This is a genomic window from Pseudomonas sp. BJa3 (assembly GCF_026343815.1).
Classification (GTDB): domain Bacteria; phylum Pseudomonadota; class Gammaproteobacteria; order Pseudomonadales; family Pseudomonadaceae; genus Aquipseudomonas; species Aquipseudomonas soli.
Map to the genome: position 1 here is coordinate 78,500 of NZ_JAOXMC010000018.1, position 15,370 is coordinate 93,869.

Genomic DNA, 15,370 nt, shown 5'->3' on the forward strand with positions numbered 1-15,370 from the left:
AAAACAAAGGCTTCAAAGGCCTTTAACACGTGGCGCCAACTCTATGTTCTGACAGGCGTTTTACCCACGCAAAAAACAAGTGACATTAAGCTAGCACGACCAAAGGCAACTTTACACCGTCTGTCGCGTCTGCTGAGGCTTTTGCCTACATGTTCACACCCTTTCTTTACCCCTTATGCGTCAACCATGGCCATCGCTTCTTCCACATCAACTGCAACAAGGCGTGAACAACCCGGCTCGTGCATGGTCACCCCCATCAGCTGGTCGGCCATTTCCATGGCGATCTTGTTGTGGGTGATGTAGATGAACTGCACGGTTTCGCTCATTTCCTTGACCAGGCGCGCATAGCGCCCGACGTTGGCATCGTCCAAAGGCGCGTCGACCTCGTCGAGCATGCAGAACGGCGCCGGGTTCAGCTTGAAGATGGCGAACACCAGGGCCAGGGCCGTCAGTGCCTTCTCGCCGCCGGACAGCAGATGGATGGTGCTGTTCTTCTTGCCCGGCGGGCGCGCCATGATCGTCACCCCTGTATCGAGTAGATCTTCGCCCGTCAGTTCCAGATAAGCGCTGCCACCACCGAAAACTTTTGGGAAAAGTGCCTGTAATCCGGCATTTATCTGATCAAAGGTATCCTTGAAGCGGTTGCGGGTTTCCTTGTCGATCTTGCGGATGACGTTTTCCAGGGTCTGCAGTGCCTCGACCAGGTCGGCGTCCTGGGCATCCAGGTAGCGCTTGCGCTCGGACTGCTGCTCGTACTCTTCGATGGCCGCCAGGTTGATCGCGCCCAGGCGCTGGATACGCGCCTCGACCTGCTCCAGTGCCTGTTCGGCCCCCTGCTCGCTGGCCTCGGCCTCGAGCGTGGCGAGCACGCCCTGCAGATCGTAGCCGTCGGCGAGCAGTTGCTCCTGCAAGGTCTTGCGCCGCACGTCCAGCCCCTGGGACTCCAGGCGCTGCTGCTCCAGCTGGCCGCGCAGTAGCTGAGCCTGCTGCTCGGCCTGGGTGCGGCGGCGCTCGGCATCGCGCAGTTCGCGGTCTGCCTCGTCCATGTGCAGCCGCGCTTGGCGCATCTCTTCATCGACGCCCATGCGTCTCTCAAGCAACTCTTCGAGTTTCAGGCGCAACTCTTCGAGCGGCGCCTCGCCCTCCTCGAGATTCAGGTTCAGTTGCTCCTGACGCTCGTTCAGGCGCGCGGCCTGCTGCTCCAGGCGCTCGAGCGCCTGGCGGGTGGAATCGTGCTGGGCGCGCAACGAGCCCAAGCGCACGGCCAGTTGATGGGCATGGTCCTTGTGCTGGCGGGCCTCCTGGCGGACCCGGTCGAGGCCTTCGCGCAGGGTGTCGCGGCGCGCCATGAGTTGCTCGCGCTGCTCAGTGTCCTGGGCCATCAGGTCGAGGGATTCCTGCAACAGCAGGCGTGCCTCGCCCAGCTGCTCATGCTCCAGGGCGCGCTGCTCCTGGAGCTCGGCCAGTTCTTCGTGCAAGCGTCGGCGGCGCAGTTCGAGCTGTTCGGCGCGGGCCCGGCCAGCGGACAGGCGCGCCTTGAGCTCACCGTGCTGGCGGCTCTCGTCCTGGCTGCGACGGCGCAATTGCTCGCGCTGCTCCTCCAGGTCGAGCTGTTGTTCACGCAGGCGCTGCAGTTGCTCGTCAAGCTGTTCGAGCGCCGCCTCCTGCTCCAGCTGCTCCTGGGCCAGGCGTTCGATTTCCTGGCCCCTGGCCAGCACGCCGCCCTGGGCCTCACCACCACGGCTGACCCGCAGGAAATGCCGCCCGACCCAGTATCCGTCGCGGCTGACCAGGCTTTGCCCAGCAGCCAGCGACGCTCGCTGCGCCAACGCCTGCTCCAGCGTTTCAACCGGCCTGACCTGCCCCAGCCAGGCCGACAGATCGGCCCGTCCCTCGACCTTGTCGAGCAGGCTGCCGGGAACACGCGGGCCCTCGCCCCCGTCCAGCAGCAGGCGCAGATCGCCCTGCTCCAGCGCGGCGAAGTCCAGGCCGGCGAAGTCGTCCAGCAGCACTGCCTGCAGGTCGGCGCCAAGCACGGTTTCCACCGCCAGCTCCCAGCCGGGCTCGACCCGCAGCCCCTCGGCCAGGCGCGGGCGCTGCTCCAGACCCTGGGCGCGCAGCCAGTCGGCGGCACCCACACCGGGCTCCAGCGCAGCCTGCTGCAAGGCCTCCAGCGAGGCCAGGCGCCCGCCCAGGCGCTGCAGATCACCCTGCTGTTGCTGTTGCGCCTGGCTGGTCTGCTGCAATTGTTCGCGCAACCCTTCAAGGCGCTCGATCACCTGCTGCTCTTGCAGGTGCAGCTCTTCGAGCAGCAACTCGCTGCTGGCCACTTGCTCGCCCAGATCGGACGTCTCGGTGTCCTGGGTATCACCACCGAGCTGCTCGCCCTCCTCGCCCAGCTTGCGCTGGCGCTCGGCCAGGCGCTCCAGGCTGGATTCGAGCTGCGCCAGGCGCGCCTGCTGCACCTCGGCCTGACGGCGCGGTTCGGCGGAGCGGGTGTTGAAGCCGTCCCACTGCTCCTGCCAGCCATGCATGCCAAGCTCAGCTTCCTCCAGGGTCGCGGCGGCTTCCTCGGCTGCGGCCAGGGTCAGCTCCTGCTCCGGTTCGAGCATCGCCAATTCTTCGCCGAGGGTCGCCAGCAAGGTGCGGTCGTGCCCCAGGTGCGATTCGGTTTCCAGGCGGCTGCGTTCGGCTTCCTTGAGGTCGTCCTGCAATTGGCGCAAGCGCTGCTGGCCATGCTGGATACTCTGCTCGACGCGAGCGATATCACCGGCCACCGAATAGAAGCGGCCCTGCACCTGGTTGAAGCGCTCGGACAACTCATGGTGACCGTCGCGCAGTCGCTCGATGCTGGCGTCGGCGTTGCGCTGTTCGGCCACCAGCGCCTCGAAGGCGACCTCCTGGTCGCCGATCACCGTCTCGCGCTGGCGCACCCGATCATCCAGGTCGCGCCAGCGCAGGGCTGCCAGGCGTGCCTTGAGCTGACGCTCCTCGGCCTTGTACTCGCGGTATTTCTCGGCAGCCTGGGCCTGGCGGTGCAGGCGCTCGATCTGGCGTTCCAGCTCTTCGCGCAGGTCGGTCAGACGCGCGAGGTTTTCCTGCGTGCGGCGGATGCGGCTCTCGGTCTCGCGGCGACGCTCCTTGTACTTGGAGATGCCCGCCGCTTCCTCGATGAAGTTGCGCAGCTCCTCGGGCTTGGCCTCGATCAGCTTGCTGATCATGCCCTGCTCGATGATCGAATAGCTGCGCGGCCCCAGGCCGGTGCCGAGGAAGATATCGGTGATGTCACGACGCCGGCACTTGGTGCCGTTCAGGTAATAGGTGTTCTGCCCGTCGCGGGTGACCTTGCGGCGGATCGAGATCTCGGCGTAGGCGGCGTACTCGCCCACCAGGCTGTTGTCGCTGTTGTCGAACACCAGCTCGATGCTGGCCTGGCTGACAGGCTTGCGGCTGGTGGAGCCGTTGAAGATGACATCGGTCATCGACTCGCCACGCAGGTTCTTCGCCGAACTCTCGCCCATCACCCAGCGCACCGCGTCGATGATGTTGGATTTACCGCAGCCGTTGGGGCCGACCACGGCGGCCATGTTGCTGGGGAAGTTGACCGTGGTCGGATCGACGAACGACTTGAACCCGGCCAGGCGGATGCACTTCAGGCGCACCGGTCAGACTCGCGCCAGCGCCGCCAGCACCAGTTCGCAACTGCGCTGGCAATAGGCGGTGAGCACCTCGCGGATGCGCGGCAGGTCGCGGGCGACCACGGCTTCGAGCAGGCGGGCGAACAGCTCCAGGTAATCGACCATGTTGGCCTGGCGCTGGTCCAGGGCCAGGTAGTAGGCGCGGCTCATGGCCGGCTGCAGGTTCTCGACGGTTTCCTGCAGGTACGGGTTGTTGGCGAATGGATAGGCGGCGCGCATCACCGCGAAGCTGTCGCCGACGAAGGCCTTGATGTCCTTGCCGGCATGGGCCTGCTTGAGGCGCTGCTGGATGTCCAGGAACGGGCGCAGGTCGCCCTCGGTGCGCCAATGCTGGGCAACGGCATTGCCCAGCAGGATGTAGAACTCGCCCATCAGGGCGCACAGGCTGCGCACGCTGTTCTCGTCGAGTTCGGTCACATGGGCGCCGCGGCGCGGCAGGATGGCCACCAGGTGCCGACGCTCGAGGATGAGCAGCGCCTCGCGTACCGAACCGCGGCTGACGTTGAGGGCCTGGGTGACCTTCTGCTCCTGGATGCGCTCGCCGGGTGCGAGTTCGCCGCGGATGATCCGCTCGGCCAGGTAGTGGGCAATTTGCTCGGAGAGGCTGTCCGGCGCCTTGAACGTCATGGTTTTCCTTCGCAATCTGGGTAGCTGTGCACAAGGGCGCGATTGTAGCGCACTTGCCAGGCGCTCGCGCAGCGGGACTGCGTGCTTTGTGCGACTGGCGGGTCAACTTTCCTGCACGGCGCGAACTATGCTTTGGAAAAGGCTCGATGAGGCGGTCCGGAAGGCCTTCGTGCAAATTCTTGACCTTTGAGTCAGAAAATTATTGACCCAGAGGTCAGCCGTTGCTTAGAGTCCGCCGGAACAACAATAAAACCATTGCGAGGCCCTCCCCCGTGATCCAGTTTCTCGTCAACCAGGAGCTGCGCAGCGAGCACGCCCTGGACCCGAACATGACGGTGCTGCAATACCTGCGCGAGCACCTGGGCAAACCCGGCACCAAGGAAGGCTGCGCCAGTGGCGACTGCGGTGCCTGCACCGTGGCTGTCGGCGAACTTGTGCAGGACGACAAGTGCGGCGACAGCATCCGCTACCGCAGCCTCAACTCGTGCCTGACCTTTGTCTCTTCCCTGCACGGCAAGCAACTGATCAGCGTAGAGGGCCTCAAGCACCAGGGCGAACTGCACAGCGTGCAAAAGGCCATGGCCGACTGCCATGGTTCGCAATGCGGCTTCTGCACGCCCGGTTTCGTCATGTCGCTGTTCGCCCTGCAGAAGAACAGCCAAGGCCACGACCTGCACCAGGCCCAGGAGGCCCTGGCCGGCAACCTGTGCCGCTGCACCGGCTACCGGCCGATCCTCGAGGCCGCCGAGCAGAGCTGCGCACGCCCCTGCCGCGACCAGTTCGACGCCCAGCAGGCACAGACCATCGCCCGCCTCAAGGCCATCGCCCCGCAACAGACCGGCGAGCTCAACAGTGGCGACAAGCGCTGCCTGGTGCCACTGACCGTGGCCGATCTGGCCGATCTGTACAGCTCCCACCCCGAGGCACGCCTGCTGGCCGGCGGGACCGACCTGGCGCTGGAAGTCACCCAGTTCCACCGCACCCTGCCGGTGATGATCTACGTCGGCCATGTCGCCGAGCTCAAGCGCATCGACAAGACCGCCAGCCACCTGGAGATCGGCGCCGCGACCCCGCTGACCGACTGCTACACCGCACTCAACGAGGAATACCCCGACTTCGGCGACCTGCTGCACCGCTTCGCCTCGCTGCAGATCCGCAACCAGGGCACCTTGGGTGGCAATATCGGCAACGCCTCGCCGATCGGTGACTCGCCACCTCTGTTGATCGCCCTCGACGCACAGATCGTCCTGCGCCAGGGCGAGCGCCAGCGCACCCTGGCGCTGGAAGACTACTTCATCGACTACCGCATCACTGCACGCCAGGACAGCGAGTTCATCGAGAAGATCATCGTGCCGCGCGCCAGCAACGACTGGGCCTTCCGCGCCTACAAGGTGTCCAAGCGCCTGGACGACGATATTTCCGCGGTGTGCGCGGCGTTCAACCTGAGCATCGAGAACGGTGTGGTCAGCGGCGTGCGCATCGCCTTTGGCGGCATGGCGGCAATCCCGAAACGCGCCCGCGCCTGCGAAGCCGCGCTGCGCGGCAAGCCCTGGAACCAGGCCAGCGTCGAACGCGCCTGCCAGGCCCTGGCCGAGGACTTCACCCCGCTCAGCGACTTCCGCGCCAGCCGCGAGTACCGCCTGCTGACCGCGCAGAACCTGCTGCGCAAGTACTTCATCGAACTGCAAACGCCGCATATCGAAACCCGGGTGACCGCCTATGTCTAACCATCACGCCGTCAAGAGCCAGGCCGAGATGGCCGCACTGTTCAGCCAGGACCTGACCACCGGGGTCGGCCGCAGCCTCAAGCACGACAGCGCCGACAAGCACGTGGCCGGCGAGGCGGTGTACATCGACGACCGCCTGGAATTCCCCAACCAGCTGCACGTCTATGCACGCACCGCCGACCGCGCCCATGCGCGCATCCTGCGCATTGACACCACGCCCTGCTACCAGTTCGAAGGCGTGCGCATCGCCATCACCCATGAGGACATCCCGGGGCTCAAGGATATCGGCCCAGTGGTGGCTGGCGACCCGTTGCTGGCCATCGACAAGGTCGAGTTCTTCGGCCAGCCGGTGCTCGCCGTGGCCGCCTGCGATCTCGAGACTGCGAGACGCGCCGCCATGGCGGCAATCGTCGAGTACGAAGACCTGGAGCCGGTGCTCGATGTAGTCGAGGCCCTGCGCAAGAAGCACTTCGTGCTCGACAGCCACACCCACCAGCGCGGCGATTCCGCCGCCGCATTGGCCAGTGCCCCGCACCGTATCCAGGGCACCCTGCACATCGGCGGCCAGGAACATTTCTACCTGGAGACCCAGATCAGCTCGGTGATGCCCGGCGAAGATGGCGGCATGATCGTCTACTGCTCGACGCAGAACCCCACCGAGGTGCAGAAGCTGGTGGCCGAGGTGCTCGACGTGCCGATGCACAAGATCGTCGTCGACATGCGCCGCATGGGTGGCGGTTTCGGCGGCAAGGAAACCCAGGCCGCCAGCCCCGCGTGCCTGTGCGCGGTGATCGCGCGCCTGACCGGCCAGCCAACCAAGATGCGCCTGCCGCGGGTCGAAGACATGACAATGACCGGCAAGCGTCACCCGTTCTACGTGGAATACGACGTCGGCTTCGACGACAGCGGCCGCCTGCACGGGATCAATTTCGACCTGGCCGGCAACTGCGGCTACTCGCCGGACCTGTCCGGCTCGATCGTCGACCGCGCCATGTTCCACTCCGACAACGCCTACTACCTGGGCGATGCCACGGTGCACGGCCACCGCTGCAAGACCAACACGGCCTCCAACACTGCCTACCGCGGCTTCGGCGGCCCGCAGGGGATGGTCGCCATCGAGCAGGTGATGGACCATATCGCCCGTCACCTGGCCCTCGACCCGCTGGCGGTGCGCAAGGCCAACTACTACGGCAAGACCGAACGTAACGTCACCCACTACTACCAGACCGTCGAGCACAACATGCTCGAGGAGATGACCGCAGAGCTCGAGGCCAGCAGCGACTACCATGAGCGCCGCGAGTCGATCCGCCGTTTCAACGCCAACAGCCCGGTGCTGAAAAAAGGCCTGGCGCTGACCCCGGTGAAGTTCGGCATCTCGTTCACCGCCACCTTCCTCAACCAGGCAGGTGCCTTGATCCACATCTACACCGACGGCAGCATCCACCTCAACCACGGCGGCACCGAGATGGGCCAGGGCCTGAACACCAAGGTCGCGCAGGTGGTGGCGCAGGTGTTCCAGGTCGACTTCAATCGTATCCAGATCACCGCGACCAATACCGACAAGGTGCCCAACACCTCACCGACAGCCGCGTCCAGCGGCGCCGATCTGAACGGCAAGGCAGCGCAGAACGCCGCCGAGATCCTCAAGAAGCGCCTGACAGAGTTCGCCGCCCGGCACTACAACGTCACCGAGGAAGACGTCGAGTTCCGCAACGGCCATGTGCGCGTGCGCGAGCAGATCGTCAGCTTCGAGCAGTTGGTGCAGCAGGCTTACTTCGCCCAGGTATCGCTGTCGACCACCGGTTTCTACCGTACGCCGAAGATTTTCTACGACCGCAACCAGGCCCGTGGCCGCCCGTTCTACTACTTCGCCTTCGGCGCCGCCTGCGTGGAGGTTATCGTCGATACCCTCACCGGTGAATACAAGATGCTGCGCGCCGACATCCTGCATGACGTGGGCGACTCGCTGAACCCGGCCATCGACATCGGCCAGGTGGAGGGTGGTTTCGTCCAGGGCATGGGCTGGCTGACCACCGAGGAACTGGTGTGGAACGCCAAGGGCAAGCTGATGACCAACGGCCCGGCCAGCTACAAGATCCCGGCAGTGGCCGACATGCCGATCGACATGCGCGTCAAGCTGGTGGAAAACCGCAAGAACCCCGAGGACACCGTGTTCCATTCCAAGGCCGTGGGCGAGCCGCCGTTCATGCTCGGCATTGCCGCCTGGTGCGCGATCAAGGACGCAGTGGCGAGCATCGCCGACTACCGCGTGCAGCCGAACATCGACGCGCCATCGACGCCGGAGCGGGTGTTGTGGGGTTGCGAGCAGATGCGCAAGGCGGTGGCTGCGGCGCAGCCTGCCGAACAGCAACTGGAACCTGTGACGCACTGACGCCACGCTCCCTGTAGACGCGACCTTGCGTTGCGCCTACAGGGACCGAGGAGGACTGAAGACATGCATCAATGGATCAACGCCCTCGCCGACCACCAAGCCCGTGGCGAACCCTGCGTGTTGGTGACCATCATCGAGGAGCGCGGCTCCACTCCGCGCAACGCCGGCTCGAAAATGGTAGTCAGCACCAGCGCGCTGTACGACACCATCGGCGGCGGCCACCTGGAGTTCAAGGCCCTGCACATCGCCCGGCAGATGCTCGCGGAACACCGCAGCACCCCGCATCTGGAGCGCTTCAGCCTCGGCGCCAGCCTCGGCCAGTGCTGCGGCGGCGCCACCGTGCTGCTGTTCGAGCCGATGAGTGGCGTGCAGGCCGAGATCGCCGTGTTCGGCGCGGGCCATGTCGGCCGCGCTCTGGTACCCTTGCTCGCCGCGCTGCCATGCCGGGTGCGCTGGATCGATTCGCGCGAGCAGGAGTTCCCCGCGCTCATCCCCGACGGGGTGAGCAAGATCGTCAGCGAAGAGCCGGTCGACGAAGTCGCCGACCTGCCCGCCGGCAGCTACTGCATCGTCATGACCCATAACCACCAGCTGGACCTGGAGCTGACCGCCGCGATCCTCAAGCGCAACGACTTCACCTGGTTCGGCCTGATCGGTTCGAAGACCAAGCGCGTCAAGTTCGAGCACCGCCTGCGCGAGCGCGGCTTCGAAGACGCGCTGATGGCGCGCATGCGCTGCCCGATGGGCCTAGCCGAGGTCAAGGGCAAGCTGCCGATCGAGATCGCCGTGTCCATCGCCGCCGAAATCATTGCCACCTACAACGCCTGCTTCGGCCAGCACGACGCTGCCGCCAATTCAGGCCCCATCGCCCAGTTGCTGCCGTCCTCGCGACGCAGCCAGACCCTTTGACGAGAGCCCCATGAGCGCAACCCGCAAAGCCTACCGAGCCGCCATCCTGCACAGCATCGCCGACCCCGCCGAGGTCGGCCTGGAGGCGTCCTGCGAATACTATGAAGACGGCCTGCTGGTAGTCGACGGCGGCCGCATCAGCGCCCTGGGCCATGCCAGCGAGCTGCTGCCGACCCTCGACGCTGACATCCCGGTGCAACACTACCAGGACGCCCTGATCACTCCGGGCTTCATCGACACCCATATCCACTTCCCGCAGACCGGCATGATTGGCTCCTATGGCGAACAGCTGCTGGACTGGCTGAACACCTACACCTTCCCCTGCGAAAAGCAGTTCGCCGACAAGGCCCACGCCGACCAGGTGGCGAAGATCTTCCTCGCCGAACTGCTGCGCAACGGCACCACCACCGCGCTGGTGTTCGGCAGCGTGCACCCCGAGTCGGTCAACGCCCTGTTCGAGGAGGCCGAGCGCCTGGACCTGCGCATGATCGCCGGCAAGGTGATGATGGACCGCAACGCCCCCGACTACCTGACCGACACCGCCGAGTCCAGCTACCGCGACAGCAAGATGCTGATCGAGCGCTGGCACGGCAAGGGCCGCCTGCACTACGCGGTCACCCCGCGCTTCGCGCCGACCAGCACGCCGGAACAGTTGAGCGTGGCCGGTCAGTTGCTCAAGGAGCACCCGGGCGTGTACATGCACACTCACCTGTCGGAGAACCTCAAGGAAATCGACTGGGTCAAGGAACTGTTCCCCGAGCAGAAAGGCTACCTTGACGTCTACGACCACTTCGAGCTGCTCGGCGAGCGCTCGGTGTTCGCCCACGGCGTGCACCTGTGCGACGACGAGTGCCAGCGCCTGGCCGAAACCGGTTCGGCCATCGCCTTCTGCCCGACCTCCAACCTGTTCCTCGGCAGCGGCCTGTTCAACCTGCCCCAGGCCGAGCGCTTCAAGGTCAACGTCGGCCTGGGCACCGATGTCGGCGCCGGCACCAGCTTCTCGCTGCTCAACACCCTCAACGAGGCGTACAAGGTGATGCAGCTGCAAGGCGCGCGCCTGCACCCGTACAAGTCGCTGTACCTGGCTACCCTAGGCGGCGCCCGCGCCCTGCGCCTGGACGACCGCATCGGCAGCCTGCGCCCGGGCAATGACGCCGACTTCGTGGTGCTCGACTACAAGGCCACCCCGTTGTTGGACTACCGTCTGCAGCAGTCGAAAAGCATCGAGGAGACCTTGTTCGTGCTCACCACCCTGGGCGACGACCGCACCGTGCGTGAAACCTACGCCGCCGGGCGTTGCGTGCACCAGCGCTAAGGCTGTTTCGCCAACCCTCGGTACAGTGCGCCGCCGATCGCTGCCCCGATCAGCGGCGCCAGCCAGAACAACCACAGCTGCTGCAGCGCCCAGCCACCCACGAACAAGGCCGGCCCTGTGCTGCGTGCCGGGTTGACCGAGGTGTTGGTGACCGGAATCGAAATCAGATGTATCAGGGTCAGCGCCAGGCCAATCGCAATTGGCGCAAAGCCGGCCGGTGCCCTGGCATCGGTGGCGCCCATGATGATCACCAGGAACATCGCGGTCATCACCACCTCACTGGTGAAGCCTGCCGCCAGCGTGTAGCCGCCCGGCGAATGCTCGCCGTACCCGTTCGAGGCCAGGCCGCTGGCCAGTTCGAAGCCGGCTTTGCCACTGGCGATGAAGTAGATCACCGCTGCGGCCAGGATGGCGCCGATCACTTGGGCAATCACATAGGGCAGCAGTTCTTTTGCCGGGAACCGCCCGCCCACCACCAAGCCGAACGACACGGCCGGATTGAGGTGACAACCCGAGATATGGCCGATGGCGAAGGCCATGGTCAGGACAGTCAGGCCGAACGCGAAAGCGACACCGAGAACGCCGATGCCAACGGGAGAACTGGCGGCCAGCACGGCACTGCCGCACCCGCCAAGGACCAGCCAGAAAGTGCCGACCAGCTCGGCACCCATGCGCACACCCAGAGATGAAGTCATGAACCCTTCCTCAAGTAATTGGACGCAACGACTGCGCAAGCCCAACTGCTTGATGAAGGTTTGCTGGTGTGAAATCTAGCAGAGCTTTGGCCAAGGGCCAGTAACGACGAAGGGCCGCTAAGCGGCCCTTCGGTCATCAAGGCAAACGTTCAACCCTTGGCGGTAGCCTTGGGCTTTTTCAGCAGGTGCGAGAACACCGCGTGCAGGTCGTCCGAGGCGCTCTCCTCGTCGAGATTGAGCTTGCTGTCGATATGGTCCATGTGATGCATCATCAGGCTTACCGCCTGCTCGGCATCACGGGCCTCGATCGCATCGATCAGCTGCATGTGCTCATCGTACGAGCAGTGCGAGCGGTTACCGCTTTCGTACTGGGCGATGATCAGCGAAGTCTGCGACACCAGGCTGCGCTGGAAGCTCACCAGTGGCGCATTGCCGGCGGCTTCGGCCAGCTTGAGGTGGAACTCGCCGGACAGGCGGATACCGGCGCCACGGTCGCCACGGGAGAAGCTGTCACGCTCCTCGCGGACCATCTGGCGCAGTTCGTTGAGCTGTTCGAGGGTGGCGTGCTGCACGGCCAGCTCGGTGATCGCGCGCTCGACCATGCGCCGCGAGAAGAACACCTGCCGCGCCTCCTCGACCGTAGGGCTGGCCACCACCGCACCACGGTTGGGCCGCAACAGCACCACGCTCTCATGGGCCAGGCGCGACAGGGCGCGGCGGATGATGGTGCGGCTGACGCCGAAGATCTCGCCCAGTGCTTCCTCGCTCAACTTGGTGCCCGGTGCCAGACGCTGCTCGAGGATCGCCTCGAAGATATGCGCATAGACGATGTCGTCCTGGGTACCGCTGCGGCCGGCCTTGCCAGTGCGCACAGGTTTTTTCAGAGGTTGCAGCTGTTCGTTCATGGGCTCTCGAGCACAAAGGATTTGCCAGTCGGACCGTGACTGTAATACCGGTCAGCGGGGGGATGGCAAGTCCTGGAGGAAGAAAAGGGGCCAAGGTATGGCGCCATTGTACACAGGCTGACCCGTTTCTGCAGGTGGCCTTTTACCTATATAGCCGTTGTACGGCAGTTTGTGAGCACAAAAGATAAAACATTATTTGCATTCTTTGTACACAAACGCATAATCCTGCGAGCAACTTCCTGACCCAAAAGTCAACAAAATGGTCGGACGTCTGCCACACCCCCTCGCGAAGCCCCCCAGTGCATGGCTCAGGACCAGGCTTCGAACAACAAGAAAGACTTGAGGAGTACTCGCTGTGGAAAGCCGCAAATCCGAAGCACCTACGCTGGATCTCGCCCCACCGCTCGAAACTGGCTGGCTGGAGCGGATTTTCAAACTCAAGCAGCATGGCAGCACCGTCCGCACCGAGCTGATCGCCGGGGTGACCACCTTCATCACCATGGCCTACATCATCTTCGTCAACCCCAACATCATGGCCGACGCCGGCATCGACCACGGCGCGGCGTTCGTCGCCACCTGCATCGCCGCCGCCCTCGGCTGCCTGCTGATGGGCCTGTACGCCAACTGGCCGGTGGGCCTGGCGCCGGGCATGGGACTCAACGCCTTCTTCACCTACACCGTGGTCGGCACCATGGGCTACAACTGGGAAACGGCGCTGGGGGCGGTGTTCGTCTCGGGCGTGCTGTTCATGTTCCTGACCGTTTCGCGCGTGCGTGAGTGGCTTCTCAACAGCATCCCGGTGAGCCTGCGCCATGCCATGGGGGCCGGCGTCGGCCTGTTCCTCGGGCTGATCGGCCTGAAAACCGCCGGCATCATCGTCGACAGCCCGGCAACCCTGGTCAAGCTGGGCTCGCTGCATGAGCCCGGCCCGCTGCTGGCGGCCGTGTGCTTCCTGCTGATTGCCATCCTCAGCTACAAGCGGGTGTTCGGCGCGATCCTGATCAGCATCATCGGCGTCACCCTGGCCGGCTGGGGCCTGGGCCTGGTCAAGTTCGGCGGGGTGGTGTCGATGCCGCCGAGCCTCGCACCGACCTGGATGGCCATGGACGTGGTTGGCGTGTTCAACGTCAGCATGATCAGCGTGGTGCTGGCGTTCCTGTTCGTGCACATGTTCGACACCGCCGGCACGCTGATGGGCGTGGCCCAGCGGGCCAACCTGGTGGCACCGGACGGGCGTATCGAGAACTTGTCGCGGGCACTGAAGGCCGACAGCACCTCCAGCGTGTTCGGCGCGGTGGTCGGCGTGCCGCCGGTGACCAGCTACGTGGAAAGTGCCGCAGGTGTCGCGGCAGGTGGACGCACCGGCCTGACCGCCGTGGTGGTTGGCGTGCTGTTCATCGCCGCGATGTTCTTCGCCCCGCTGGCCGGGATGATTCCGGCCTATGCCACCGCCGGCGCGCTGATCTACGTGGCGATGCTGATGATGGGCAGTATGGCGCATATCGAGTGGGACGAAGCCACCGACAGCATTCCGGCGATCGTCACGGTGATCATGATGCCGCTGACCTTCTCGGTGGCGGACGGCATTGCCCTGGGCTTCATCAGCTATGTGGCGCTGAAGGCCGGGACCGGCAAGTACAAGGAGATCTCGGCGAGCCTTTGGGTGCTGTGCCTGATCTTCATTGCCAAGTTTGTGTTCCTCTGACGCGACCAACCCACCGGAAGGTCATCACCCCTCATGGGAGACCACACGTCCCATGAGGGCTGCCAGCGCAAGCCGGGCCAATTGTCTTGCCGGTCCAGCTCCCGCTTGCTCACCATCACGCTTCCTTGCAGGATCAGCACTCATCTATCGTGCAAGGACAGCCCGTCATGACACCACCCGCTTTTGACCTCACCCCCCACCTTCAACGCTGGTTCGCCTGGTCCGATATTCTCGCCTGTTTCTGGCCGGGGCCGGGCGGGCGCTCGCTACAAGTTGATCCACTGCTTGCGAGCGTTATCGACCAATCGGGCGTGTACTGTATCGCGTGGGGCGATGTCTGCGATGTCCCACACCCTGCCAACAGCCATATCAAATACATCGGGCAAACGAAAAACTTCAAGGCCCGTATTGGCCAGTTCGCCACCTCGGCCGGCATATTCTGGGACGATCGCTACAATGGCCATTCCGCGGCATGGCGCTGGCCCCAGGGTGAAACGGAAAAAATGAAACTGGCCTTTTTCCCATTGACGGAAAACGAGAGCGAACACCTCAGGACTGGCCGTCTCTTCTGGTACGAGGCTCTTGCCCTTGATGCCTACTACCTCAGCAATGGCAACAGTCTGCCGCCCCTGAATATTCCACGGAATCCGGACGCCCTGGTATTCGGCTAAGAGGCAAATGCCAACCCCGCACTTTATCGAAGGCGAAAAAAAGCCCGCCAGTGTGAGAGCGGGCCAAGGACCTACGAAGATTCTTCTAGCGACCAACTAGCTTCCACGATAGGTCGAATAGCTGTACGGCGAGATCAGCAGCGGCACGTGGTAGTGCTCCTGCTGCTCGTCGATGCCGAAGCGCAGCACGACCACGTCGAGGAACGCGGTGTCCGGCAGCTTCACACCCTTGGCGCGGTAGTAGTCACCGGCGCTGAACTGCAGTTGATAGACGCCGGTGCGGTAATCGCCGCCTTGCAGCAGCGGCGCATCGACGCGGCCATCGCTGTTGGTCAGGGCAGTGTTCACCAGCTCCAGCTGCTGGCCTTCGACGCGGTACAGCTCGACCTTGATCGAGCTGCCTGGGCAGCCATGCGCGGCGTCCAGTACGTGTGTGGTCAAACGTCCCATTTGCTTGTCGCCTCTTGTCATCTACGTGGGCAAAAAATACACGGCAACAGGCTGGCACCGTGCGGGAATGCAGTCATTAAGACAGTTTAACGATAGATTGTACACAATTTTTTCTGCATCCTCGGCCAACACTCCACGACCACTCCGTCAGTCGCAAAGACACGCCCGATGCCGATCCTCATGGCATTAGCTGACCAATCAGGCAGGTTTCTTGCAAGCCATTCTCAGGCGACAAATGGGAAGAAATGCGGAAAAACAGGCTTACAAAGTATTTGA

The 15,370-nt window shown here is 64.1% G+C and carries 11 protein-coding genes; 6 read left to right on the top strand and 5 right to left on the bottom strand.

The window, feature by feature from the left end; translation table 11 throughout:
• Positions 1–173: 173 nt before the first annotated feature.
• The gene (gene smc / locus OH705_RS21230) at positions 174–3,662 is read right to left on the bottom strand and encodes a chromosome segregation protein SMC (protein WP_267302902.1); all 3,489 of its coding nucleotides are present in this window, start codon (positions 3,660–3,662) and stop codon (positions 174–176) included.
• 3 nt (positions 3,663–3,665) lie between these two features.
• A complete protein-coding gene (locus OH705_RS21235) occupies positions 3,666–4,325 on the bottom strand; it encodes a GntR family transcriptional regulator (RefSeq protein ID WP_023631392.1) in 660 nt (219 codons plus the stop codon).
• A 272-nt stretch (positions 4,326–4,597) separates the two neighbouring features.
• Between OH705_RS21235 and xdhA the strand changes: the two genes are divergently transcribed.
• From xdhA to guaD, 4 genes are all read left to right on the top strand, one after another.
• Positions 4,598–6,052, top strand: a complete 1,455-nt coding sequence (gene xdhA, locus OH705_RS21240) for a xanthine dehydrogenase small subunit (protein ID WP_267302903.1) — start codon at positions 4,598–4,600, stop codon at positions 6,050–6,052.
• Positions 6,045–8,444: a xanthine dehydrogenase molybdopterin binding subunit gene (xdhB, locus tag OH705_RS21245; protein WP_023631390.1), complete on the top strand. Its 2,400-nt coding sequence runs from the start codon at positions 6,045–6,047 to the stop codon at positions 8,442–8,444. Before xdhA ends, xdhB begins: the two co-directional genes overlap by 8 nt.
• A 63-nt stretch (positions 8,445–8,507) precedes the next feature.
• Entirely contained in the window at positions 8,508–9,353 is an 846-nt protein-coding gene (gene xdhC / locus OH705_RS21250) for a xanthine dehydrogenase accessory protein XdhC (protein WP_023631389.1), read from the top strand.
• A 10-nt stretch (positions 9,354–9,363) separates the two neighbouring features.
• Entirely contained in the window at positions 9,364–10,668 is a 1,305-nt protein-coding gene (gene guaD / locus OH705_RS21255) for a guanine deaminase (protein WP_038705703.1), read from the top strand.
• Here the strand turns inward: guaD and aqpZ are convergent.
• Both aqpZ and OH705_RS21265 read right to left on the bottom strand, forming a co-directional pair.
• Positions 10,665–11,363 (bottom strand): aquaporin Z, encoded by a 699-nt coding sequence (gene aqpZ, locus OH705_RS21260; RefSeq protein ID WP_038705702.1) that lies wholly within the window; start codon positions 11,361–11,363, stop codon positions 10,665–10,667. The genes guaD and aqpZ overlap by 4 nt on opposite strands.
• Before the next feature lie 149 nt (positions 11,364–11,512).
• Positions 11,513–12,268: a GntR family transcriptional regulator gene (locus tag OH705_RS21265; RefSeq protein ID WP_038705701.1), complete on the bottom strand. Its 756-nt coding sequence runs from the start codon at positions 12,266–12,268 to the stop codon at positions 11,513–11,515.
• Positions 12,269–12,623: 355 nt separating this feature from the next.
• Between OH705_RS21265 and OH705_RS21270 the strand changes: the two genes are divergently transcribed.
• Together OH705_RS21270 and OH705_RS21275 are read left to right on the top strand one after the other, a co-directional pair.
• Complete coding sequence (locus tag OH705_RS21270; RefSeq protein ID WP_023631386.1) at positions 12,624–13,973, top strand: NCS2 family permease; 1,350 nt, start codon at positions 12,624–12,626, stop codon at positions 13,971–13,973.
• A gap of 167 nt (positions 13,974–14,140) precedes the next feature.
• On the top strand, positions 14,141–14,644 hold the full coding sequence (locus OH705_RS21275) for a hypothetical protein (protein WP_186715593.1): 504 nt from the start codon (positions 14,141–14,143) through the stop codon (positions 14,642–14,644).
• A gap of 96 nt (positions 14,645–14,740) precedes the next feature.
• Here the strand turns inward: OH705_RS21275 and uraH are convergent, their stop codons facing one another.
• Entirely contained in the window at positions 14,741–15,094 is a 354-nt protein-coding gene (gene uraH / locus OH705_RS21280) for a hydroxyisourate hydrolase (protein ID WP_023631384.1), read from the bottom strand.
• Positions 15,095–15,370: the final 276 nt, after the last annotated feature.